The 23026-nt window shown below is 68.7% G+C and carries 27 protein-coding genes; 20 read left to right on the top strand and 7 right to left on the bottom strand.

Annotated features, from left to right (window positions below; genetic code table 11):
* Positions 1 to 46: 46 nt before the first annotated feature.
* Positions 47 to 814, bottom strand: a complete 768-nt coding sequence (phnF, locus tag LXB15_RS00135) for a phosphonate metabolism transcriptional regulator PhnF (protein ID WP_233950294.1) — start codon at positions 812 to 814, stop codon at positions 47 to 49.
* Between the two features lie 4 nt (positions 815 to 818).
* Entirely contained in the window at positions 819 to 2003 is a 1185-nt protein-coding gene (locus LXB15_RS00130; protein WP_233950293.1) for an alpha-D-ribose 1-methylphosphonate 5-triphosphate diphosphatase, read from the bottom strand.
* A 99-nt stretch (positions 2004 to 2102) separates the two neighbouring features.
* On the opposite strand from LXB15_RS00130, the gene LXB15_RS00125 reads away from it, so the two are divergent.
* Genes LXB15_RS00125 through phnE (LXB15_RS00115) form a run of 3 tightly spaced genes read left to right on the top strand, consistent with a single transcriptional unit; the run spans position 2103 to position 4604 of the window.
* Positions 2103 to 2960 (top strand): PhnD/SsuA/transferrin family substrate-binding protein, encoded by an 858-nt coding sequence (locus tag LXB15_RS00125; RefSeq protein WP_233950292.1) that lies wholly within the window; start codon positions 2103 to 2105, stop codon positions 2958 to 2960.
* On the top strand, positions 2957 to 3805 hold the full coding sequence (locus LXB15_RS00120) for a phosphonate ABC transporter ATP-binding protein (RefSeq protein WP_233950291.1): 849 nt from the start codon (positions 2957 to 2959) through the stop codon (positions 3803 to 3805). The genes LXB15_RS00125 and LXB15_RS00120 overlap by 4 nt, the downstream gene beginning before the upstream one ends.
* Positions 3798 to 4604 (top strand): phosphonate ABC transporter, permease protein PhnE, encoded by an 807-nt coding sequence (phnE, locus tag LXB15_RS00115; protein WP_233950290.1) that lies wholly within the window; start codon positions 3798 to 3800, stop codon positions 4602 to 4604. Before LXB15_RS00120 ends, phnE (LXB15_RS00115) begins: the two co-directional genes overlap by 8 nt.
* Positions 4605 to 4668: 64 nt before the next feature.
* Here phnE (LXB15_RS00115) and phnF (LXB15_RS00110) read toward each other — a convergent pair whose 3' ends face one another.
* Positions 4669 to 5394, bottom strand: a complete 726-nt coding sequence (phnF, locus tag LXB15_RS00110; protein WP_233950289.1) for a phosphonate metabolism transcriptional regulator PhnF — start codon at positions 5392 to 5394, stop codon at positions 4669 to 4671.
* Between the two features lie 117 nt (positions 5395 to 5511).
* Between phnF (LXB15_RS00110) and phnG the strand changes: the two genes are divergently transcribed.
* From phnG to LXB15_RS00095, 3 genes are read left to right on the top strand one after another with little or no spacing between them, the layout of a single operon-like run.
* The gene (gene phnG / locus LXB15_RS00105) at positions 5512 to 5979 is read left to right on the top strand and encodes a phosphonate C-P lyase system protein PhnG (RefSeq protein WP_233950288.1); all 468 of its coding nucleotides are present in this window, start codon (positions 5512 to 5514) and stop codon (positions 5977 to 5979) included.
* The gene (gene phnH, locus LXB15_RS00100; RefSeq protein ID WP_233950287.1) at positions 5979 to 6587 is read left to right on the top strand and encodes a phosphonate C-P lyase system protein PhnH; all 609 of its coding nucleotides are present in this window, start codon (positions 5979 to 5981) and stop codon (positions 6585 to 6587) included. The genes phnG and phnH overlap by 1 nt, the downstream gene beginning before the upstream one ends.
* Position 6588: 1 nt before the next feature.
* Complete coding sequence (locus LXB15_RS00095) at positions 6589 to 7698, top strand: carbon-phosphorus lyase complex subunit PhnI (RefSeq protein WP_233950286.1); 1110 nt, start codon at positions 6589 to 6591, stop codon at positions 7696 to 7698.
* Between the two features lie 32 nt (positions 7699 to 7730).
* Here the strand turns inward: LXB15_RS00095 and LXB15_RS00090 are convergent, their stop codons facing one another.
* Positions 7731 to 8156, bottom strand: a complete 426-nt coding sequence (locus tag LXB15_RS00090; RefSeq protein ID WP_233950285.1) for a type II toxin-antitoxin system HicB family antitoxin — start codon at positions 8154 to 8156, stop codon at positions 7731 to 7733.
* 12 nt (positions 8157 to 8168) lie between these two features.
* Positions 8169 to 8363: a hypothetical protein gene (locus tag LXB15_RS00085; RefSeq protein ID WP_233950284.1), complete on the bottom strand. Its 195-nt coding sequence runs from the start codon at positions 8361 to 8363 to the stop codon at positions 8169 to 8171.
* Positions 8364 to 8602: 239 nt separating this feature from the next.
* Here LXB15_RS00085 and LXB15_RS00080 point away from each other — a divergent pair, with 239 nt between their 5' ends.
* Positions 8603 to 9490: an alpha-D-ribose 1-methylphosphonate 5-phosphate C-P-lyase PhnJ gene (locus tag LXB15_RS00080; protein WP_233950283.1), complete on the top strand. Its 888-nt coding sequence runs from the start codon at positions 8603 to 8605 to the stop codon at positions 9488 to 9490.
* A gap of 218 nt (positions 9491 to 9708) precedes the next feature.
* On the opposite strand, the gene LXB15_RS00075 is transcribed toward LXB15_RS00080, so the two are convergent.
* Complete coding sequence (locus LXB15_RS00075) at positions 9709 to 10128, bottom strand: endonuclease domain-containing protein (RefSeq protein WP_233950282.1); 420 nt, start codon at positions 10126 to 10128, stop codon at positions 9709 to 9711.
* Positions 10129 to 10415: 287 nt separating this feature from the next.
* Here LXB15_RS00075 and phnK point away from each other — a divergent pair, with 287 nt between their 5' ends.
* The 8 genes from phnK to phnN all read left to right on the top strand — a co-directional run bounded on the left by phnK (position 10416) and on the right by phnN (position 17296).
* Positions 10416 to 11189, top strand: a complete 774-nt coding sequence (gene phnK, locus LXB15_RS00070; RefSeq protein WP_233950281.1) for a phosphonate C-P lyase system protein PhnK — start codon at positions 10416 to 10418, stop codon at positions 11187 to 11189.
* Between the two features lie 3 nt (positions 11190 to 11192).
* Positions 11193 to 11915 carry a phosphonate C-P lyase system protein PhnL gene (gene phnL / locus LXB15_RS00065; protein ID WP_233950280.1) on the top strand — a complete coding sequence of 241 codons (723 nt, stop codon included), beginning with the start codon at positions 11193 to 11195 and terminating at the stop codon, positions 11913 to 11915.
* A complete protein-coding gene (locus LXB15_RS00060) occupies positions 11915 to 12529 on the top strand; it encodes a DapH/DapD/GlmU-related protein (protein ID WP_233950279.1) in 615 nt (204 codons plus the stop codon). The genes phnL and LXB15_RS00060 overlap by 1 nt, the downstream gene beginning before the upstream one ends.
* Positions 12530 to 12646: 117 nt before the next feature.
* Entirely contained in the window at positions 12647 to 13501 is an 855-nt protein-coding gene (phnC, locus tag LXB15_RS00055) for a phosphonate ABC transporter ATP-binding protein (protein ID WP_233950278.1), read from the top strand.
* Positions 13502 to 13538: 37 nt separating this feature from the next.
* The gene (gene phnD / locus LXB15_RS00050) at positions 13539 to 14546 is read left to right on the top strand and encodes a phosphonate ABC transporter substrate-binding protein (protein ID WP_233950277.1); all 1008 of its coding nucleotides are present in this window, start codon (positions 13539 to 13541) and stop codon (positions 14544 to 14546) included.
* Between the two features lie 107 nt (positions 14547 to 14653).
* The gene (gene phnE, locus LXB15_RS00045; RefSeq protein ID WP_233950276.1) at positions 14654 to 15475 is read left to right on the top strand and encodes a phosphonate ABC transporter, permease protein PhnE; all 822 of its coding nucleotides are present in this window, start codon (positions 14654 to 14656) and stop codon (positions 15473 to 15475) included.
* An 80-nt stretch (positions 15476 to 15555) separates the two neighbouring features.
* Positions 15556 to 16695, top strand: a complete 1140-nt coding sequence (locus LXB15_RS00040) for an alpha-D-ribose 1-methylphosphonate 5-triphosphate diphosphatase (protein WP_233950275.1) — start codon at positions 15556 to 15558, stop codon at positions 16693 to 16695.
* The gene (phnN, locus tag LXB15_RS00035; RefSeq protein WP_233950274.1) at positions 16685 to 17296 is read left to right on the top strand and encodes a phosphonate metabolism protein/1,5-bisphosphokinase (PRPP-forming) PhnN; all 612 of its coding nucleotides are present in this window, start codon (positions 16685 to 16687) and stop codon (positions 17294 to 17296) included. The genes LXB15_RS00040 and phnN overlap by 11 nt, the downstream gene beginning before the upstream one ends.
* A gap of 88 nt (positions 17297 to 17384) precedes the next feature.
* Here the strand turns inward: phnN and LXB15_RS00030 are convergent, their stop codons facing one another.
* Positions 17385 to 17894, bottom strand: a complete 510-nt coding sequence (locus LXB15_RS00030) for a MarR family winged helix-turn-helix transcriptional regulator (RefSeq protein WP_233950273.1) — start codon at positions 17892 to 17894, stop codon at positions 17385 to 17387.
* A gap of 264 nt (positions 17895 to 18158) precedes the next feature.
* Between LXB15_RS00030 and ectA the strand changes: the two genes are divergently transcribed.
* From ectA to LXB15_RS00005, 5 genes are all read left to right on the top strand, one after another.
* Positions 18159 to 18710 carry a diaminobutyrate acetyltransferase gene (gene ectA / locus LXB15_RS00025; protein ID WP_233950272.1) on the top strand — a complete coding sequence of 184 codons (552 nt, stop codon included), beginning with the start codon at positions 18159 to 18161 and terminating at the stop codon, positions 18708 to 18710.
* 48 nt (positions 18711 to 18758) lie between these two features.
* Complete coding sequence (gene ectB / locus LXB15_RS00020; RefSeq protein WP_233950271.1) at positions 18759 to 20045, top strand: diaminobutyrate--2-oxoglutarate transaminase; 1287 nt, start codon at positions 18759 to 18761, stop codon at positions 20043 to 20045.
* 11 nt (positions 20046 to 20056) lie between these two features.
* The gene (locus LXB15_RS00015; protein WP_233950270.1) at positions 20057 to 20449 is read left to right on the top strand and encodes an ectoine synthase; all 393 of its coding nucleotides are present in this window, start codon (positions 20057 to 20059) and stop codon (positions 20447 to 20449) included.
* Between the two features lie 32 nt (positions 20450 to 20481).
* Positions 20482 to 21411 (top strand): ectoine hydroxylase, encoded by a 930-nt coding sequence (gene thpD / locus LXB15_RS00010; protein ID WP_233950269.1) that lies wholly within the window; start codon positions 20482 to 20484, stop codon positions 21409 to 21411.
* Positions 21412 to 21493: 82 nt separating this feature from the next.
* Positions 21494 to 22939: an aspartate kinase gene (locus tag LXB15_RS00005; protein WP_233950268.1), complete on the top strand. Its 1446-nt coding sequence runs from the start codon at positions 21494 to 21496 to the stop codon at positions 22937 to 22939.
* Positions 22940 to 23026 lie beyond the last annotated feature (87 nt).

Genomic DNA, 23026 nt, shown 5'->3' with positions numbered 1-23026 from the left:
GGCATCCCGCATGGGACGCCCGGCGAAAGGCCGGAACGGCCGCCCGTCAGAAGACGAAGTCGACCGAGGTCAGCAGCCAGCAGCCGGTGCCCCATTCGATGCGGTTGCCGGCCGCGTCGGCGTTGACGGCGCTGGTGCGGAACACCGGCGTGCCGGGGTTCAGCTCCAGCTGGCTCGCCTCTTCGGCCGTCGCGAAGCCGCCGCTGATCCGGGTCTCGAGGCGGCGGTACTTGCCGATGCCGTGCGCGACGAAGACGTCGGTGACCGACTGCCGCCGCGCATAGACGGCGGCGAAGTCCGGAAGGAGTTTCGCCGGCAGGATCTTGGTGCTGGCGTGGATCGGCTGGCCGTCGGCGGCGCGCACCCGGCGCAGCCGGATGACCGGCGCGCCGACCGGCAGGTGCAGCTGCGCGGCCGCCGCCGCGTCCGCCGCTTCCTCCGCCAGCACCAGCGTCCGGGTCTCGACCAGCTTGCCGTCGGCGCGCAGGCTGTCGAAGAAGCGGCTGCCGTCGCGCACCGACAGGGCCGAGGGCGGGCTGCGCACGAACACGCCGACGCCCTTGCGCGAGGTGAGGTGCCCCTCCTGCTGCAATTGCAGCAGCGCCTGGCGCAGCGTGATCCGCGTGACCCCGAACATCTCGGCCAGATGCACCTCGCCCGGCAGCTGGCTGCCCGGTTGCAGCCTTCCGTCCTCGATCAGCGCCAGCACGTGGTCGTGGATCTGCTGCCAGATTGGCGCGTCGCTGCGCGGCCGGAACACCAACTCGCCGAAGTCCGGCGTATCGGCGACGCGGCGTGAGACATTGCTGCTCATCGGCTCATCCCGCCATTTCCGGCACGGCGCTCGCCGGCGTGGCAACCGCCAGTTCGCCGAGCGGCCGCCGGGCGTGGACGATGCGCCCCGCAACCATCGTCGCGACGACTTCGGGATGGTGCCTGTCCGTCATGTCCACCAGGATCAGGTCCGCCCGCTTGCCTTGGGTCAGGCTGCCGCGGTCCGGCAGGCCGGCGGCCCGCGCCGCGTTGGTCGAAACGAGACGCCAATGGCGCGCCAGGGCGGCAAGGTCGCCATCCGCCAAGGCGAAGGCCGCGTGCAGCGGCGAGGGATAGTGATAGTCGCTGGTGAGCACCGAGCAGTGGCCGGCTTCGATCGCGGTGCGCGCGTCCATCGCGCCGTTGTGGCTGCCGCCGCGCACGACATTCGGCGCGCCGAGGATGACGTCCTCGCCGGCCGCGCGGGCCGCGGCTGCCGTCTCGACGTTCAGCGGAAACTCGCAGGAGCGTGCGCCGAGCACCCGGAAGCGGGCGCGCTCCTCGGGTGAGGCCTCGTCGTGGGCGAGCAACACGTTGCCGCCCGCCCGCGCCGCCGCTGCCAGTTCCGCGATGGCGTGGGGCACGTCTTCTCGCCGCGACCAGACTGCTTCGAGCAGCGCCATGTAGTCGTCGCGGGAAAGACCCGAGCGCTCGGCCATCTGGCCGATCTTGCGAGCGATCGTGCCCTTCAGCACCGAGCCGGTCGTGTGGTCGTTGAAGGCGAGGATCGGCGACGGCTCCAGCGCCAGCCACCCGGCGACTTCCGCCACCGCGTCCAGCGCGAAGGTCTCCCAGCGCAGATGCAGCCGCGTGTCGCAGCTGAGACGCGGGCGCAGCGCGTAGAGCGAAGCGATGAAGCCGCGGGCCGCCTCCAGCGAGCGCAGCCCCGGCTCCCAGGAGATCGTCACGCCGTGGAACGTCGTGGTGATGCCGTTGGCGACCAGCTGGCGGTCGGTGTCGCGCAGCGCCAGGCCGACATCGAAGCGCACGCCCGGGCGCGGCATGATCTGCCGCTCGAAAGCGTCACCGTGAATGTCGATGATCCCGGGCAGCACCAGCAGGCCTGCCGCGTCGAGCCGGCGCGGCCGCTCCGCCGTCCGGTCGGCGACATGCCCGCCGGAGACATGCAGGTTCCGCTCGCTCCAGTCGTCGCCGACCAGCGTCAGCCCGTTCTCGATCACCCAGCTCATGTGCCGCCGCCTCGTCCTCGCGTGTCATCGACGCGTCATCTGCTGTCTATACAGGTATCCCCGAACCCACTCTCCTGTCTAGACAGAAGGACCGCCAAAATGCTTCGCTCGCTGGTTTTTGCACTCGCCGCCACCGTGGCAGCCACGGTATCGGCCCATGCCGATCCGGTCCGTTTCGCCGTCACCGACATCGAGGGTCTGGAAGCCCTCCAGCAGGAATTCGGCGGTTTCCAGGAAGCCCTCGAAGCCGAGACCGGACTCGACATCGAGCTCATCGCCGTCAGCTCGCGCACCGCGGCCGTCGAGGCGCTGAACGCCGGCCAGGTCGAACTGGTGCTCACGGGACCCGCCGAATACGTGGTGATGAAGGAGCTGAGCGATCCGCGCATCGTCGTCGCCTGGCAGCGGCCGGACTATTTCGCGCAGGTCGCCGTGCTGGCGAACGGCCCGATCCGCACGATCGAGGACCTGAAGGGCAAGAAGATCGCCTTCGGCTCGGTCGGCTCGACTTCGCAGCATCTCGGACCCGCCCAGGCGCTCGCCGACCAGGGCATCGTCTACGGCGAGGACTACGAGCCGGTGATCATCTCGCGCAACGTCGCGGCCGAGGCGCTGATCCGCGGCGACATCGCGGCGATGGGGCTGAATTTCGGGCACCTGAACGCGATCCGCGAGGCCTTCCCGGACCAGGCCTTCGCCGTCGTCGCCCGCGGCCGCGACCTGCCGAACGACATTCTCGTTGCCCGCAAGGACATCCCGGAAGAGACCTTCGAGACGATCCGCGACGCGTTCCTCGAGAACGGCAACGCGCTGATGGGCGCCGTGTTGCAGGGCGAGGACAACCAGAAGTTCAAGGGCGGCACCTTCCTCACCGACATCCAGGACAGCGAGTACGACTACGTGCGCTCGATGTACCGCACGATCGGCGTCGACACCTTCACCGCCTTCGTCGAATGAGCGCCGCGCTTGACGAGACCACGACGGACGGCCGGTTTCGGCCGGCCGTCGCGCTGCCGCCCGCGGAAGTGCTGGAGGCGAAGGACGGGATCCCCGCCTCGACCGTCATCAGCACGAGCGGCCTCGGCAAGTCCTACGCGAACGGCCAGCCTGTCTTCGCCGGGCTGAAGATCGACATCAAGGCCGATCAGCGGGTTGCGCTGATCGGGTCGAACGGCGCCGGCAAGTCGACGCTGCTGAAATGCCTGGTCGGCCTGCTGCCGCTCAGCGACGGCGAGATCATGACGCTGGGCGAGACCTTCCGGGCGGCGCCGAGCGCGGCGCAGCTGCAGCGGCTGCGGCGGCAGATCGGCTTCGTCTTCCAGCACCACGGCCTGGTGGGACGGCAGACGGTGCTCACCAACGTCATCCAGGGCAAGCTCGGCCTGCCCGGCGGCTGGCGCGCCTGGCACCATTCGCTGGCCCGCGAAGCCTGGCGCGAGGAGGCGATGGCGGTGCTCGCCGAAGTGCGCCTCGCCGACAAGGCCTCGGCCCGCGCCGACCAGCTTTCCGGCGGCCAGGCGCAGCGCATCGCCATCGCGCGGGCGCTGATCCGCAAGCCGAGACTGCTGATCGCCGACGAACCCGCGGCGAGCCTCGACCCGGCGGTCGGGCGGGAGATCATGACGATCTTCTCCGACCTCGCTTCCGAGCACGGCATCACGCTGGTCTACACGACGCACGACATGGAGCATGCGCTGAACTACTCGGACCGGATCATCGCGCTGAAGGCCGGCCGGGTGCATTTCGACCTGCCCACCGCGATGGTCGGTCGGCAGCAGATGGAAGACGTCTTCCATGGCTGAGGCCTCCGTCCCGCCACGCGCGCCCTCGCGGCTGCCGCCCGTCTCGCCGGTCACCTTCACCCTGCTCGTCGCTTTCGCGGCGGTGTTCCTGGTCTCGCTCGGCGAGGTCGGCCCGTCGCCCGAGCGGCTTGCCGCCGGGGCGCCGCGGATGATGGATCTCATCGGCCGGATGCTGCCGCCGAACGTCGAGCCGGCGTTCCTGCAGCGCATGGGCTGGCGCATTCTCGAGACGCTGCAGATCGCGCTGGTCGGCACGGTGATCGGCGTCGTCATCAGCCTGCCGATGGGCTGGCTGGCGGCGCGCGGCATCTCGCCGCTCGGCGCCTTCCGGCAGTTGCCGCGCGCGCTCGTCTCGCTGTTCCGTACCGTGCCGGACCTGGTCTGGGCGCTGATCTTCGTCTCGACCGTCGGGCTCGGCGCCGTCGCCGGCACGATGACCATCGTCGTCGACACGGTGGGCTTCTGCGGCCGGTTCTTCGCCGAAGCGATGGAGGAGGCCGACAAGAAGCCGCAGGAGGCGCTCAGGGCGATCGGCGCCTCGCAGGTCAGCGTGCTGTTCGGCGCGACGCTGCCGAGCATCATGCCGACGCTGATCAACAGCTCCCTCTTCGCCTTCGAAAAGGGCGTCCGCTCCTCGGTGGTGCTGGGCCTCGTCGGCGCTGGCGGCATCGGCCAGGAGCTGAAGGTCGCCTTCGATCTCTTCCAGTACCGCAACGCCTCGGCGATCATCCTCGCCATCTTCGTGATCGTCTTGGTGATGGAATATTTCACCGACCGGCTGCGCGCCCGGTTCCAGTAGGGCGGCGGTTCGAATGGTCATCGACACGCGGCGCCATCATGGGCCGGCGCCCACGATGCCGGGCTCAGCTGTCGAAGACGAGTTCCACCCGGTCCGCGAGAAAGCGGCTGCGGGAGAACTGGATCGGCACGCCATCGGCGTCGAAATTGACCGATTCCGACACGATGACGATCGCGTCCGCCGCGCAGCCGAGATGCTCGGCATCGCCCTGCGAAACGCGCTCGGCGGTGATCCGCGTGCTGCGGCGGCGATAGTCCGCGACGCCGTGGGCGGCGAGCGCCTTGGTGATCGAGCCGGTCTCGGCATAGGCGGCGACGATGCGCGGGAAGCGCTCGGCCGGAAACCAGCTGGTGGCGGCCGACAGCGGCACGCCGTCGGCGACGTTGAGGCTTTCCAGCCGCACCAGCGGCGCGCCCGGCGCCAGCTGCAACTCGCCGGCGAGGCGCCGGTCGGCGTTCTCCCGGCCAGAGCCGATGAGCCGGCCGGCCGCCTGGCGGGCGTTCTGCGAGACGTTCTCGGTGAATCGCGTCCGGGCGCCGACCGGGTAGACGATCCGCTCGGGCCGGCGCTCGACGAAGGTGCCGCGGCCCCGCTCGGGGCGGAGCAACCCCTCAGCCGCCAGCGCCGCGATCGCCCGGCGCACCGTGTGGCGGTTGACGCCGAAGCGGGCGGCCAGCTCGGTCTCGACCGGCAGCTTCTCGGGCGCGCCCGGACCGGGCGCGCCGATCATCGCGCGGATCTCGTCGGCGACCTTGCGCCAGCGCGCGATGCCGTCGGCGGTGTCTTCCATGGTCCCGCTCCTGCCGCTTCCCGCCGGATTGTCATTGTCACGTCATCGTCGCGGGTGTATCCGTCGTCTAGCAGATCTAGTTGTCTACCCCAATAGACTAATAGGAACCCAGCCTTCATGTCAGCCGCTCCCGGCCATTCGTCCGACCAAACCGCCCGCCGCCGCGCCATGGGTGCCTTTGCCGCCAGCGACGCGCCGACGCTTGCCGCGGCGTGGGACGCCATTGCCGGCGGGACGGCGGCCATCAGCCTGCGCGGGCCGGAGGCCGGGCTGGTGATGCTGCGCGGCCGGATCGGCGGTGGCGGCGCGCCGTTCAATCTCGGCGAGGCCAGCGTCACGCGCGCCAGCGTGCGCCTCGCCTCGGGCGAAGTCGGCCACGCGATGGTGCTGGGGCGTGACACCGACCATGCGCGGCTTGCCGCGCAGTTCGACGCCGCCTGGCAGCGCGACGACTGGCGCGCCGCGATCGAGGCGCGGGTCGTCGCGCCGGCGCTGGCGAAGCAGGCGGAGGCCGACCGGCGCTCCGCCGAGGAGACGGAAGCGACGCGCGTCGACTTCTTCACCATGGTCCGGGGAGACGACTGATGGCCGACACGATGGCTTCCGCCCCGCTGGAAGGCGGCTTCGCCGATCCGGTCTTCGACGCCCAGGCGGCGTTCTCCGCGATCATGGGCGCCTTCGCCCGGCCCGGCACGATCGCCGACCTCTCAGGCCTTGCCCAGCCCCCGGCACCGGTCCCGCCGGCGGCAGGCGCCTTCCTGGCCGCGCTGGCCGACTACGACACGCCGGTCTGGCTCGACGAAGCCGCCGAGGCGACCGGCATCGCCGATTGGCTGATCTTCCACACCGGCGCGGCGATCGTCGCCGATCCCGCCGCGGCCTCCTTCGCGCTCGCCTGCGACCCGTCGGCGCTGCCGGCGCTGTCACGTTTTGCCGTCGGCACGGCCGACTTTCCCGATCGATCGGCGACGCTGGTCGTCTGCCTGCCGGACCTGCGGGGCGGCGGGACACTGCGGCTCACCGGTCCCGGCATCGAGACGGAGGCCTTCGCCGGCCCGCAGGGGCTGCCGGAGAGCTTCCTGGCCGACTGGGCCGGCAATCGCGCGCTCTATCCCTGCGGCATCGATGTGCTGCTCGTCGCCGGCGGCGAGGCATTCGGCCTGCCGCGCACCACAGAGATCGCGGAGCGCTGAGATGTATGTCGCCGTCAAGGGAGGCGAGGCCGCCATCGGCGCCGCCCACCGCCTGCTCGCCGATCGCCGCCGCGGCGACCGCAATGTCCCGGCGCTGACGCTGGAGCAGATCGCCGGCCAGCTGGCGCTCGCCGTCGACCGGGCGATGGCCGAGGGCTCGCTCTACGACCCCGAACTCGCGGCGATGGCGGTGCGCCAGGCGCGCGGCGATCTGATCGAGGCGATCTTCCTGATCCGCGCCTATCGCACGACGCTGCCGCGCTTCGGCTATTCGGTGCCGGTCGACACCGGCGCGATGCGCATCGAGCGCCGCGTCTCGGCGACCTACAAGGACCTGCCAGGCGGCCAGTTGCTGGGGCCCACCTTCGATTACACGCACCGGCTGATCGACCCGTCGATGGCCGGCGACGAGCCGGTCGAGCCCGGCGCCCGGCGCGACTGGCCGGGCGAGCGCTGCGCGCGGGTCACCGACATTCTCGGCGAGGACGGGCTGATCGAGCCGGACATCGCGGACGAGACCGGCGAGCCGGGCGATCTCACCCGCGAGCCGCTGGAATATCCGGCCGGTCGGGATCTCCGGCTGCAGGCGCTGTCGCGCGGCGACGAGGGGTTCCTGCTGTCGCTCGCCTATTCCACCCAGCGCGGCTTCGGCCGGTCGCATCCCTTCGTCGGCGAGATCCGCATCGGCCTCGTCGATATCGAGGTCGAGATGCCGGAAGTGGGTTTCCCCGTCACCATCGGCCGGGTGCGGCTCACCGAGTGCCAGATGGTCAACCAGTTCAAGGGCTCCGCCGAGGAGCCGCCGCAGTTCACCCGCGGCTACGGCCTGGTCTTCGGCCAGTCGGAGCGCAAGGCGATGGCGATGAGCCTCGTCGACCGGGCCCTCAGGGCAGACGAGTTCGGCGAGGAGCGCAATGCCCCGGCCCAGGACGAGGAATTCGTCATCGCCCATTCCGACAACGTCCAGGCGACCGGCTTCGTCGAGCATCTGAAGCTGCCGCATTACGTCGACTTCCAGGCCGAGCTCGACCTCGTCCGCCGCATGCGCCGCGAGCATGCGGCCGCCGGTGCGACGCCCGAAGCCGAGGAACTGAAGGACGCGGCAGAATGAGCGCCCCGCAGCGAATGCAAGGGCGACACAGCTCAGGCGGCGATCGTCTCGATCACCACGCGGCGGCCGAGCACGGCCAGCGTCGCCTCCAGCATCGCCAGCTTGGTCGGATGGTCCGGGTCGAGGATTCTGCGCACCAGCTTCTCGTCCTTGCCGAGCCGTCGGGCCAGCTCCGCCTGGCTGATGCCGCTCTGGCGGAAGGCCTCGCAGACGGCGAGCTTCATCGCATCGCTCGCCCCCACGGGAATGGCCAGGTCGCCGCCTGTCTCGGAAGCGGCCGGCAGATCCCTGCCGTCCCGCAGGGCCCATCGAAGAGCAACGCCCAGCGCTTCGCTCGCCGCGCCGATCGCCGCCTCCCGCGTCGCGCCCCCGCTGATCGCTTCCGGCAAGTCCGGAAAGGTCACGACGAAGCCGCCATCGGGATCGGCTTCCAGTCGAGCCGGATAGATCAGGCGCATGGCATTTCCTTCTCACTCAACCCCGAGCTGGCGCTTGATCGTCCGCACGTGCAGCGGACCGAGTTCGCCGGACTGGATGATCGTACGCCTGTCGCCGAGCGTCACGCGGTAGTGGCTGCCCTTGCCGAGCTTCGTGTCGATTTCGAGCTTCAGCTTTTGCGCCCGAGCATAGGCACGCAGTTCCCGCAGCAAGGCTTCGCGTGTCATCGCCGCCTTTCCGGGAAGGCTTCAGATTTCGGACATTATTGTCCGGATACGAGCGATTGGCAACTCCAACCGGTACGGCGAGGCGCGAAACTAACGGTCCCTTCTGCCCAGCAGATACCAGGCGAGAACCAGGCCGCCGAGGATCGCAGCCAGTTCGCCGAGCGCCAGCCAGCCGGCTCCCATCGGCTCTCTCCTTCGCGGGTTCCCGCTCGTTTCATTCCAGCAGAAGGCCCGGCACGATGACGGCGGCGCTTCCGACCTACAACTTCGCCTATCTCGACGAGCAGACCAAGCGGATGATCCGCCGCACCATCCTGAAGGCGATCGCGATCCCCGGCTACCAGGTGCCGTTCGCCTCGCGGGAGATGCCGATGCCCTATGGCTGGGGCACCGGTGGCGTGCAGGTGACCGCTTCGATCATCGGGCCCAACGACGTGCTCAAGGTCATCGACCAGGGCGCCGACGACACCACCAATGCCGTCTCGATCCGCGCCTTCTTCGAGAAGACCGCGAGGGTGGCGACGACCACCAAGACCGCCGAAGCGACGATCATCCAGACAAGGCACCGCATGCCGGAAACGCCGCTGACCGCCGGCCAGACGCTGGTCTTCCAGGTGCCGATCCCCGAGCCGCTGCGCTTCCTCGAGCCGCGCGAGACCGAGACGCGGGTGATGCACGCGCTGGAGGAATACGGGCTGATGCACGTCAAGCTCTACGAGGACATCGCCCGGCACGGCCACATCGCCACGACCTACGCCTATCCGGTCAAGGTCGAGGGCCGCTACGTCATGGATCCTTCGCCGATCCCGAAATTCGACAATCCGAAGCTGCACCGCTCGCCGGCCTTGCAGCTCTTCGGCGCCGGCCGCGAGAAGCGGATCTACGCGCTGCCGCCCTTCACCGACGTGGTCAGCCTCGACTTCGAGGACCATCCCTTCGCGGTCCAGACCTTCGACAGACCCTGCGCGCTGTGCGGGGCGGAGAACGTCTATCTCGACGAGGTCGTCACCGACGACCGCGGCGGCCGGATGTTCGTCTGCTCCGACACCGACTGGTGCGAGACCCGCCGCGAGGCGGGGCATGTCGGGGATGGCGGACCGGACGGGCGGAAGGAGGCGGCGGAATGAGGACTGATGCTACGCTCTCTTCACATTTTGATGAGGGGACACGGATCCTACCCCCCTCTGCCTTCCGGCATCTCCCCCACAAGGGGGGAGATCGAGGCTGCCCGGCTGGTGGGTCCTCGCAGATGCCGCGACGCCGGTTATCGAGCGCCACGTTCCTCATTGGCGGATCTCCCCCCTTGTGGGGGAGATGTCCGGCAGGACAGAGGGGGGTCGGCGGCCTATCCGCCACCGCCGGCGCCGCTTTCGCCAGCGCCATCGCTGAAACAGCCAGGTTGCCGCTCCTCGATCACCGCGAGCACATGCGCACAGACACCGTCGATGTCCTCGATAACCTCGTGGTTCCAGAATCGCACGACCGTCCAGCCGTCGGCTTCCAGTCGCGCAGTCCGGGCGGCATCCCGCGCCAGTGCCGCGTGGTCCGCATGTCGCGATCCGTCGATCTCGACGATCAGCCGATGCGTCGGACAGGCGAAGTCGGCGATGCAGCCGGCGATCGGCACCTGACGGCGGAAGCCGAGGCCCATCAGGCGGTGCGCCCGCACCGCGTTCCAGAACCTCAGCTCGGCCTCGGTCATCGCCTTGCGCATCGTCCGGGCGATGGCGCGATGCCGCGGCGGGATATCGGCGTGCGAAGACATGGGTCTGCCTCCATCGACGGAGATCATTCTGCCAGCGGCGGCGGCATCATTGCACCCCCCTCTGCCTGCCGGCATCTCCCCCACAAGGGGGGAGATCGACCGACTTGTCCGGCTGGGCGCTCGACGATCGGCCGCGCGGCGTTTCTCCAGGAAGCGCCCCCCTCGCCGCTTCGATCTCCCCCCTTGTGGGGGAGATGGGCGGCAGCCCAGAGGGGGGTGTTCGCGCTGAAGACCTGCGCTCGGGACACCGACCAACCTTCGTCCGCATATCCGAGGAGACAGGTCCGATGACATCCCCCCTCCTTTCCGTCCGGGACATCACCAAGACCTACGGCGCGCGGGTCGGGTGCGAGGACGTGTCGTTCGACGTGTGGCCCGGCGAGGTCGTCGCCATCGTCGGCGAGTCCGGGTCCGGCAAGACGACGCTGCTGAACTGCATCTCGACGCGCCTCGCGCCGACGTCGGGCACGATCTCCTACGCCATGCGCGACGGCACGATGCGCGATCTTGCCAGCCTCGGCGAGGCCGAGCGGCGGCTGTTGATGCGCACCGACTGGGGCTTCGTCCACCAGCATGCGAGCGACGGCCTGCGGATGCGGGTCTCGGCCGGGGCGAATGTCGGCGAGCGGCTGATGGCGGTGGGCGACCGCCACTACGGCGAGATCCGCGCGACCGCGACCGACTGGCTCGGCCGCGTCGAGATCGCCGCCGACCGCATCGACGACCAGCCGGTGGCGTTTTCCGGCGGCATGCGCCAGCGCCTGCAGATCGCCCGCAACCTCGTCACCCGGCCGCGCCTCGTCTTCATGGACGAGCCGACCGGCGGCCTCGACGTCTCGGTGCAGGCGCGGCTGCTCGACCTGATCCGGACGCTGGTGTCGGAAATGGGCCTGTCGGTGGTGATCGTCACCCACGACCTCGCGGTCGCGCGGCTCCTGTCGCAGCGGATGATCGTGATGAAGGCGGGGCGGATCATCGAGCACGGCCTGACCGACCGGGTCCTCGACGACCCGCACCACGCCTACACCCAGCTCCTCGTCGCCTCGATCCCGGAAAGCTGAGCCATGTCCGATCAATCCCACCCGATCCTGACGGTGCAGGACGTCGCCAAGACCTTCACCATGCATCTGCGCGGCGGGCTGCGCCTGCCGGTGGTCGCCGGTGCCGCCTTCACGGTCGCGGCCGGCGAATGCGTCGTGCTTGGCGGGCCGTCCGGCGTCGGCAAGTCGTCGATCCTGCGCATGGTCTACGGCAACTATGCCGTCGACGGCGGACAGATCCTGATCCGCGATCCGAAGAGCGGCCACGAGGCGGACCTCGCCTCCGGCGATCCGCGCGAGATCATCGCGCTCCGCCGCGATGCCATCGGCTATGTCAGCCAGTTCCTGCGGGCGATCCCGCGCGTGCCGGCGATCGACGTGGTGGCCGAGCCGCTGGTCTCGCGCGGTGCCCCGGTCGAGGCGGCGCGGGCCCGGGCGAAGGAACTGCTCGCGCGCCTCAACCTGCCCGAGGCGCTGTTCGAGCTGCCGCCGGCGACCTTCTCCGGCGGCGAGAAGCAGCGGGTCAACATCGCCCGCGGCTTCATCACCGACCATCCGCTGCTGCTGCTCGACGAGCCGACCGCCTCGCTGGATGCCGAGAACCGCGACGTCGTCTGCGCCATGATCGAGGCCAAGAAGGCGGCCGGCACCGCCATCCTCGGCATCTTCCACGACGCGGAGGTGCGCGACCGGATCGCGACGCGGATCGTCGACGTGTCGGCATTCTCCGCCCGGGCGGCCGCGTGATGGCGAAGCTGTCGCCGACGCCCCTCGTCCATCCGAGCGCCGAGGTCGAGGATTGCGCGCTCGGCCGCTACACCGAGATCGCCGAACGCTGCCGGATCTCCGAGACGGTGCTCGGCGACTATTCCTATGCCATGCAGGATTGCGGGATCTGGTGCGCGACGATCGGCAAGTTCGTCAACATCGCCGCTTCGGTGCGCATCAACGCCACCAACCACCCGACCTGGCGGGCGACGCTGCACCATTTCACCTACCGGGCCGGCGACTATTTCGACGGCGAGGCGAACGAGGCGTCGTTCTTCGACTGGCGCCGCAGCCAGGCCGTGACCATCGGCCATGACGTGTGGATCGGCCACGGCGCGACTATCCTGCCGGGCGTCACCGTCGGCAATGGCGCGGTCATCGGGGCAGGCGCCGTGGTCTCGAAGGACGTCGCTCCCTACACCATCGTCGGGGGCGTGCCGGCCCGTCCGATCCGGCCGCGATTCGCCGAGGGGATCGGTGCCCGCATGGACGCGCTCGCGTGGTGGGACTGGCCGCACGAGACGCTGCGGACCGCCCTCGACGATTTCCGCCAACTCGACGCCGAAGCCTTCCTGGACAGGCACGGCGGCTAGGTCGAAGGGGCCGCGCGGGCAGGCGGTTGCGGTGTCACCGAACCGTCACCGGCACGTCATCGCACTCACATGCGCAAGGCCTAGGAAGACCCCGTCAACGAGCCGACGGGATACAGAATGACTGCCATCGTGATCCGAGACCTCTCCAAGCGCTTCGGCCGCAAGCAGGCCCTGAACAAGGTCAGCCTGACGATCGAAGAGGGCGAGATGGTCGCGCTGATCGGGGCCTCCGGCTCCGGCAAATCGACGCTCATCCGGCACATCGCCGGGCTCGAGCGCGCCGACCAGGACAGCCACTCGGGCATCCAGCTGTTCGGCGCGACGATCCAGACCCGCGGCCGGATCGGCCAGGGGGCCCGCGTCATGCGGCGCGAGATCGGCGTGATCTTCCAGCAGTTCAACCTCGTCGCCCGGCTGCCGGTGATCACCAACGTGCTGCTCGGCAATCTCGGCCGCATCCCGCGCTGGCGCGGCACGCTCGGCCTGTTCACCCGGAACGAGCGGCAGGCGGCCCGCGCCGCGCTCGCCCGGGTGGGTATTCCGGAGGTCGCCTGGCAGCGCGCTTCGACGCTTTCGGGCGGCCAGCAGCAGCGCGCCGCGATCGCCCGCTGCCTCGTCCAGAAATCCCGTGTGCTGCTCGCAGACGAGCCGATCGCGTCGCTCGACCCGGCTTCGGCGCGGCGGGTGATGGATGCGCTCGCCGACATCAACCGGACCGAGAAGATCACCGCGGTCGTGTCGCTGCACCAGGTCGAATACGCCCGCCGCTATTGCCCGCGGACCATCGCGCTCCGGGCCGGCGAGGTTGTCTATGACGGCCCGTCCAGCGCCCTCACCAATGCCTTCCTCACCGAGCTCTACGGGGCGGATTCCGAAGAGCTCGTGCTGCCGGATGCGCTGCCGGTCGACGCCCCGCGTGCCGGGGCGTCGCAGAGACCATCCGTCAGGTCGCCCGAACTCGCCATCGCCTGACCGAGCTTTCCGCCACTACCAACAGGGAACCATCACCATGAAGACGATCCTCAAGAGCCTTGCAGCTGCCGCGCTGGCGGCAGGCCTGTCGTCCGCCGCCCTCGCCCAGGACGCCGCGCCGACCGAAATCGCTTTCGGCATCATCTCCACCGAGAGCCAGCAGAACCTCCGCCCGAAATGGGAGCCCTTCCTGGCCGACATGGAAGAGAAGACCGGCCTCACCGTGAAGCCGTTCTTTGCCTCCGATTATGCCGGCGTCATCGAGGGCATGCGCTTCGACAAGGTGCAGCTCGCCTGGTACGGCAACAAGTCGGCCATGGAAGCCGTGGACCGGGCGAACGGCGAGATCTTCGCCCAGACCGTCGCCCTCGACGGCAGCCCCGGCTACTGGTCGCTGATCCTCGCGCCGGCCGACTCCAAGCTCACCAGCGTCGAGGACCTGCTCACCTGCGACCAGTCGCTGGATTTCGGCCTCGGTGACCCGAACTCGACCTCGGGCTATCTCGTGCCGATGACCTTCGTCTTCGCCGCCAACGGCGTCGACCCGAAGGAATGCTTCAAGAACGTCACCAACGCCAACCACGAGACCAACGCCATGGCCGTCGCCAACGGCCAGGTCGATGCGGCGGCGAACAACACCGAGAACCTCGCGCTGATCGAGAAGAACAACCCGGAGGCCTTCGCCAAGATCAAGGTGATCTGGAAGTCGCCGCTGATCCCGTCGGATCCGATGGTCTGGTCGAGCAAGCTGCCGCAGGAGACCAAGGACAAGATCAAGACCTTCTTCCTGACCTACGGCACCGACCAGTCGGACGGTGACGTGGCGGCCGAGAAGGCGGTCCTCGCCGGCCTCGAATGGGCGCCGTTCCGCGAAAGCACCAACGACCAGCTGCTGCCGATCCGGGTGATGGAACTGTCGAAGTCGATCGCGCAGATCGAAGCCGACACCAGCAAGAGCGACGAAGAGAAGAAGGCCGAGATCGAGAAGCTCGAGGCCGAGAAGGCCGGCTACGAGGCGAAGATCAAGAGCGCCGAGCAGAGCTGACCCCGACCAGGCGGCGGGCGCCCTGCCCGCCGCCGACCGGTTCTCGTCCATCCGGCCGGCGCCCCCACGGGGCCCGGCCGGTCCGTTTCGACCCGCAGGATGCCGCCATGACGAACGACGCGCTTTCCGTTTCCCGCCCCGCCGTGCCCGACCTCAATGCCGGCCGCGACTGGTCCCGCAGCGTCTGGAACGCGGTGATCTGGGGCGGCCTCGCCCTCGGCCTGATCTGGAGCTGGGCGCCGGCGGAAATGGGCCGCTGGACCTATCTGTTCACCGACGCCGACAACATGGCGCAATATGCCAGCGGCTTCGCCCATCCCGACTTCACCGACTGGCGCTATTACGCGACGGAAATGGTGGTGACGGTGCAGATCGCGCTGTGGGGCACCGTCCTGTCGGTGCTGCTGGCGATCCCGTTCGGCATCCTGTCGGCCCACAACATGGTGCCCTGGTACATCCTGCAGCCGGCGCGCCGGCTGATGGACTTCTTCCGCGCCATCCACGAGATCGTCTGGGCGGTGCTGTTCGTCGTCGCCGTCGGCCTTGGTCCCTTCGCCGGCGTGATGGCGCTGTTCATCCACACCACCGGCATCCTCGCCAAGCTGTTCTCCGAAGCCGTCGAGGCGATCGACCCGCGGCCGGTGGAGGGCATCCGCGCTACCGGCGCCTCGAAACTGCAGGAAGTGGTGTTCGGCGTCATCCCGCAGGTGCTGCCGCTGTGGATCTCCTATTCGCTCTACCGCTTCGAATCCAACGTCCGCGCCGCGACCGTGCTGGGGGTCATCGGCGCCGGCGGCATCGGCCAGGTGCTGTTCGAATCGGTGCGCGGCTTCTACTATCCGCAGTCGGCGGCCATCCTGATCATCATTGTTCTGTCGGTGGTCCTGACCGATCTCCTCTCGCAGCGGCTGCGGCGCTTCGTTACATGACGGTAGGCGCTGCCCGCCTCGCAACGAAGCGGTCGCCGCCCCTCGCCTTTCGATTCCCCAGCCCCAGAAGTTCGCCTGCCATGTCCGACGAGATGATCCTGACCAATGCCCGCATCGTCACGCCCGATGCGGTGATCGACGGGCACGTGGTGCTGCGCGACGGCCTGATCGCCGAAATCGGCGAAGGTATGTCGGCCACCGGCGACGACATGGATGGCGACACGCTGATCCCCGGCCTGATCGAGCTGCACACCGACCATATCGAGGGCCACTTCATGCCCCGGCCGAAGGTGCTGTGGAACAAGCTGGCGGCGATCCAGGCGCATGACAACCAGATCGCCGGCTCCGGCATCACCACGGTGTTCGACGCGCTGCGGGTCGGCACCGACGAGAACGCGACGCTCACCGCCGACGACATGGCCGAGATGGGCGAGATGATCGGCCGGGCGGTGGCCGAGCAGCGGGTGCGGGCCGACCACTACATCCATCTGCGCTGCGAGGTCTCCGCCGGGGACGTGCTGGCGGGCTTCCACAAGCTGGCCGTCAATCCCCGGCTGCGGCTGGTCTCGCTGATGGACCATGCGCCGGGACAGCGGCAGTTCGCCGATCTCGGGGCGTACAAGACCTATTACCAGAAGAAGCTCGGCCTCTCGGACGCAGCGTTCGAGACGTTCAGCACCAGGCGGATGGCCGAGTCCGCCGAATTTGCCGAGAGCCACCGGCGCGATATCGCCGATGCCTGCCGCGAGCGCGGCATCGCTCTCGCCTCGCACGACGACGCGACCCTGGCCCATGTCGACGAGGCGCTGGCGCTGGGCACCAGCGTCGCCGAGTTCCCGACCACGGTCGAAGCCGCCGCCGCCTCCCGCGCGGCCGGCCTGCACGTCTTGATGGGGGCGCCCAACATCGTGCGCGGCGGCTCGCATTCCGGCAATGTCTCGGCGATCGAGCTGCTGCGCCTCGGCATCCTCGACATATTGTCCTCGGACTACGTGCCCTTCTCCATGCTGCAGGCGGTGTTCCATCTCGTCGACAGCGGCGCGGCGAGCCTGCCGGAGGCCATCCGGCTGGTGACGCTGAACCCGGCGGACGCCGTCGGCCTCACCGACCGCGGCGCCATCGAAGGGGGCCGCCGCGCCGATCTCGTACGCGTGCGCACCCATGACGGCGAGCCGCCGGTGGTCCGCTCGGTCTGGCGCGAGGGCAACCGTGTCGCCTGACACCGACTCCGAGACCGCCGTCGCCGACGCGGCCCCGACGTCGGCGCCATGCGGCACCTTCGTCGCCGTGGTCGGCCCGAGCGGCGCCGGCAAGGATACGCTGCTCGCCATGGCCGCCGAGATCCTCGCCGGCGACCCCTCGGTGGTCTTCGCCCGCCGGATCGTCACCCGCGACGCCGTGGCCGAACTCGAGGACCACGACGTGATGAGCCGGGGGGAGTTCGCCGACGCCGAGGCCGCCGGCGCGTTCTGCCTGTCCTGGCACGCGCACGGCCTCGCCTATGGCCTGCCCGCCAGCCTTGATGCCGCGCTGGCGTCGGGCCGGACGGTCGTCGCCAACATCTCCCGCCGCACGCTGGCCGATGCCGCCGCGCGGTTTCCGCGCCTCGCCATCGTCGAGATCACCGCGCCGAGGGACGTCCTGGTCGCCCGCGTCGCGGCGCGCGGACGCGAGACGCCGGACGAGGTGGCGGCGCGGATCGCCCGACAGGTCGAGCTCGAGGTCCCGGCCGGCGCGGCGGCGTTTCACCGCATCATGAACGATGGCGACCCGGGCGAGGCATGCGCCCGGCTGGTGGCGATCCTGGCGCCGGCGCCATAGGCAATTCCATGCCGCCTCCGCCCCGGCATATCCGGCGGTTTCGCTGCACCGGGACGGACGATGGTCGTCCGGCGATCCGGGGATGATGCTAGAGGGCGTCGGGTAACAGGTTCTGTTCGGCTTCGAGGAGGGGCGCCGCCTCGCCGGTAGCGGGCGCGAGCATGGCGGCCACGCGCTCGAGCGAGGCGATCAGCATCGATTGCTCCCAGTCCTGAAGCGCCAGAAACTGCTCGTTGAAGCGGGCATGCACCCCATCGGGGGCGATCGCCAGGATGGCCTGCGCCCGCGGCGTCAGGGATAGCCAGACCTGCCGACGGTCGGCCTCGCCCTTGCGCCGCTGCAGCATGCCCTGGGCTTCCAGCTTGTGGATCAGCACCGTCGCCGTCGCCTGGGTGATGCCCATGCGGGCGGCAAGATGGCCGGCGGTCTGTTCCTCGCCCTCCTCGAGCATCTGCAGGAAAATCAGCTGCGAGGAGGTAAGCCCGGTCTCGGCCAGCAAGGCCTTGGCGTTGAGCTCGGTGGTGCGCAGGATCTTGCGCATCGCAGTCAGGGCACGCTTGGTCCGGTTTTCCAAATAGCGCGATCCATCAATCGGCATGAGGCCTTACCTTAGCTGGTGAAATCCCTGAACCCAAGCGGGTTCGCCCGCGTCATCTAGCCGACATTGTTGTGAGATACGAATTATTTTTGACCAGCCCGCATCAGCCGCAGGGCCGTCCGACAGGCGAATTTCTGCCCTAGAAGCTTATTATTCCAGCACATTCGCAGGTCCCCAGCATGGATGGCGGCCGCAATGCCCATCGACGATTGACAATTAGTTAGATCGTACTAACCTATTGGCATGTCATTCACGGAGCCCCGCATGCCATTGACAGCCTTCAGCCAAGCCCAGCCAGCCAGCCGCCCGGCCCGCATCCGGGCACCGCGGCGCGAGGACGGGGCTGGCGTATGGGCCCTGGTGCAGGAGACCGCGGGGCTCGACGACAACTCGATGTACTGCAACCTGCTCCAGTGCACGCATTTCGCCGCGACCTGCGCGATCGCCGAGATCGACGGCGTGCCGGTGGGCTGGGTGTCGGGCTACATCCCGCCCGAGACGCCCGACGTGCTCTTCGTCTGGCAGGTCTGCGTCAGCGAACGGGCGCGGGGCCAGGGCCTGGCGCGGCGGCTGATCGCCTCGGTACTGGCTCGCGACGTCTGCTCCGACGTGCGCTTCGTCCATTCGACCATCACCCGTGACAACGAGGCGTCGTGGGCATTGTTCAACTCGATCGCGGAGTCGCTCGATGCCGACCTCGAGCGCCAGAAACACTTCGAGCGCGACGACCATTTCGATGGCCGGCACGAGACCGAATATCTCGTGTCGATCGGACCGTTCGAGCGCGCGGCGCTTTTCCTGCGCGACGCCGCCTGAGACGAGGCCGGCCTCCCCTTAACCTACCGTCCCGAGAAAGACGTGTTCATGACCGCAACCATTTCCGCCTTTTCCCCCGTCTTCGACCGTGTCGAAAGCCAGGTGCGCTCCTATTCGCGCAGCTTCCCCAAGACCTTCGGCAAGGCGCAGGGCGCGACGCTCTACGACCAGTCGGGCCCGGCCTATACCGATTTCCTCGCCGGCTGCTCGACGCTCAACTACGGGCATAACGACCCGGACCTGAAGGCGGCGCTGATCGACTACATCACCGCTGACGGCATCGCCCACGGGCTCGACATGTTCACCGATGCCAAGCAGGCGTTCCTGGAGACCTTCGAGCGCGTCGTGCTGAAGCCGCGCGGCATGGACTACAAGCTGCAGTTCACCGGCCCGACCGGCGCCAACGCGGTGGAAGCAGCGATCAAGCTTGCCCGCAAGGTGACGAAGCGCACCGAGATCGTCGCCTTCACCAACGGCTTCCATGGCGTCACGCTCGGCGCCCTCGCGGCAACCGGCAATTCCGGGCACCGCCACGGTGCCGGCACGGCGCTGCCGGGCGTCTCGCGCGCTGCGTTCGACGGCTATTTCGGACCGGAGATCGACACCGCCGACATGCTCGACCAGCAGCTGTCCGACCCCTCGAGCGGGTTCGATGCGCCGGCGGCGATCATCGTCGAGACGGTCCAGGGCGAAGGCGGGCTCAACGCTGCGTCCCCCGAGTGGCTCAAGAAGATCGAGGCCATCGCCCGGCGCCACGGCGCGCTGTTCATCATCGACGACATCCAGGCCGGGTGCGGGCGGACGGGTAGCTTCTTCTCATTCGAGAAGATGGGGCTCGACCCCGACATCATCACCATGGCCAAGTCGCTCTCGGGCATGGGCCTGCCGATGGCGCTGACGCTGTTCAAGCCGGCTCACGACATCTGGGAGCCGGCCGAGCACAACGGCACCTTCCGCGGCAACAACCACGCCTTCGTCACCGCCACGGCCGCGATCGAGAAATTCTGGTCGGACGGCGCCTTCGAGGGTGAGGTCGCGGAGAAGGCGAAGTATCTGGAGGATCGCCTCGGCGCGATCGCCGGGACGTACGGGTTCAGCCTGCGCGGACGCGGCATGATGCGCGGCATCGACACCGGGACCGGCGACGTCGCCGTAGCGGTCTGCCGGGCCTGCTTCCGCCAGGGGCTGATCATCGAGACCTCGGGCGCCCATGACGAGGTCGTCAAGGTGCTCGCGCCCCTCACCATCGACCAGCGCCAGTGGGCTGCCGGCCTCGACGTCCTCGAGATGGCGTTCGACGAAGTACTGGGCGGCCACCGCGCCGCCGCAGAATAAAGGTAGCGACCATGATCGTGAGAGACCTTGCCGCCGCGCGGCAGACCGACCGCCTGGTGACCGCCGAGGGCTGGGATTCGACCCGGCTGCTGCTGGCCGGCGATGCGATGGGATTTTCCTTCCACATCACCCGCATCCACGAGAACACCAGCCACGAGTTCCACTACAAGCACCATTTCGAGAGCGTCTACTGCATCTCGGGCGAGGGAACGATCGAGGATCTGGTGACGGGCGAGGTCCACCATATCCGACCCGGCGTGATGTACGGGCTCGACCAGCACGACCGTCACCGGCTGAGCGCGCGATCGGAGATGGTGATGGCGTGCTGCTTCAACCCGCCGGTCAGCGGCAGCGAGGTGCACCGCGCCGACGGCTCCTACGCGCCGGCCGCCGAAACCGCCTGATCTTCTGAACAAACACGCAGGAAGGAACTCCGATGAGTACCGCCATGCAATGGAACAGCCACGCCGACCCCTATCCCACCCGGCTCGAAACCGAGCAGTGGCTGGACCGCAAGGACCCCACCTTCTGGGGCAGATGGACGCCGCAGGCGCCGCTGACGCGCGAGCAGACAGGGAGCTTCGACGCGAACGGCTACCTCGTCCTCGAGAACGTCTTCTCGGCGTCCGAGGTGACGGCGCTGCAGGAAGAGTCGCGCCGAATGCGCAGCGGCGAGGCAAAGCTCTCCGCCGAAGACGTCATCACCGAACCCGGCTCGAACGAGGTTCGCACGGTGTTCCGGCTCGACGAGCAGAACGCCCTGTTCGCCCGCCTGGCGCGCGACGAGCGCATTGCCGGCCGGGTCAGCTATCTGCTCGACGATGATGTCTATCTCCACCAGAGCCGCCTGAACTACAAGCCGGGCTTCACCGGCAAGGAATTCTACTGGCACTCCGATTTCGAGACCTGGCACGCCGAGGACGGCATGCCGCGGATGCGGGCGATCTCGGCCTCGATCCTGCTGACCGACAACGACGCGCTGAACGGGCCGCTGATGCTGATGCCGGGTTCGCACCGTTCGTTCGTCGCCTGCGCCGGGAAGACCCCGGAAGACAATCACAAGACGTCGCTGAAGAAGCAGGAGGTCGGGGTTCCGAGCCACGACAGCCTCACCGAAATGGCGCACCGCCACGGCATCGACTACGCCGCGGGCGTCGCCGGAACGGTCGTGCTCTTCGACTGCAACACGCTGCACGGCTCGAACGGCAACATCACGCCGTTCCCGCGCTCGAACGCCTTCTTCGTCTACAATGCCTGGAGCAACAGGGTGGTCGATCCGTTCGCCGCCGCCTCGCCCCGCCCGGCATTCCTGTCCTCGCGCGACCCCGCCGGCCCGGTCGAGATCGCCGCGGGCCGACTGGCCTGAGCCGGCGTCCGCCCTCATCCGCCGACGACTGTCCGAAGAAACTCGCCGTTTCCGCCCGCCGGAAACCGGTACTGGAGTCCTCATGACCAAAGCGCGTCACAGCGTTGAGAAGATCGGCGGCACGTCGATGTCGCGGACCGCCGAATTGCTCGATACCGTCCTGATCGGGCCGCGTACCGGAGACGCCCTCTACAACCGTATCTTCGTGGTCTCCGCCTATGGCGGCATGACCGACGCGCTGCTGGAGCACAAGAAATCCGGCAAGCCGGGCGTCTACAAGCTCTTCGCCGGCGCCGAGAGCGGCGGGAGCTGGGGCGACGCCCTCACCCGGGTGGCCCGGTGCATGCTCGACAAGAACGCCGAGATATTCCCCGAAGGCAGCCGGCGGGACACCGCCGACCGCTTTGTCACGGAGCGGATCGACGGTGTGCGCTCCTGCCTGATCGATCTGGCGCGGCTCTGCTCGTTCGGTCATTTCCAGCTCGAGCAGCATCTGATGACGGTGCGCGAGATGCTCTCCTCCCTCGGGGAAGCCCAGTCAGCCCACAACACGGCGCTCCTGCTGGAGAGCCGCGGCGTCAACGCCCGTTTCGTCGACCTGACCGGCTGGTGCGAGGGCGGGCAGCTGCCGCTCGACGAAGCCATCACGCGGGCCTTCGCCGACATCGACATCAGCCGGGAACTGCCGGTGGTCACGGGCTATGCCCAATGCACCGAAACGCTGATGGAGACCTACGATCGCGGCTATTCCGAAGTGACGCTCTCCCGCGTGGCGGTCATGACGAAGGCTGGCGAAGCGATCATCCACAAGGAATTCCACCTGTCGTCGGCCGATCCCCGCATCGTCGGCGAGGATGAAGTGCGCGTCATCGGCGAGACCAATTACGACGTCGCCGACCAGCTCTCCAACATGGGCATGGAGGCGATCCACCCCCGGGCGGCCAAGAGCCTGCGGCAGGCCGGCATTCCGCTGCGCGTCAAGAACGCCTTCGAGCCCGGCCATCCCGGGACGGTGATCCGGTCGGATCTGCCGGCGACGCGACCGGCGGTCGAGATCGTGACCGGCCTCAAGGGCGTCTTCGCCTTCGAGTTCCACGACCAGGACATGGTCGGGGTCAAGGGCTACGACAGCGAGATCCTGGAGGCGCTGCGCCGGCACAAGGTCTGGATCATCGCCAAGACGTCGAACGCCAACACGATCACGCATTTCCTCAAGGGCTCGATGCAGGCGATCAAGCGCGTCGAGGCCGATCTTTCCAAGGCGTTTCCGAATGCCGGCATCAACCTGCGCAAGCTCGCCTTGGTGTCCGCGATCGGCAGGGACCTCGGCGGCATCAGCACGCTGGGCAGGGCGATAGCCGTGCTCGGCGAGGCGGGCATCGTGCCGCTCGGGGTTCACGACCTGATCCGCAAGGTCGACCTGCAGGTGATCGTCGAGGAAGCCGACTTCGAGGCGACGATACGCGCCCTGCACAAGGGCCTCGTCGCCGGCGAGGTGACGCCTCGCGCGGAGAGGCTCGCGGCATGAGGGGGCGGACCGGCGCGGTTTCCCCGCCCGAGCGCGTATCCTCGTCGGCCTCGATCGCATGACAATCCGGCACAGCCCCGGCCGGGG

Source organism: Aurantimonas sp. HBX-1, assembly GCF_021391535.1.
Taxonomy (GTDB): domain Bacteria; phylum Pseudomonadota; class Alphaproteobacteria; order Rhizobiales; family Rhizobiaceae; genus Aurantimonas.
Note: the sequence above shows the minus strand (reverse complement) of the source record. Positions and strands in the feature narration are given on the sequence as shown.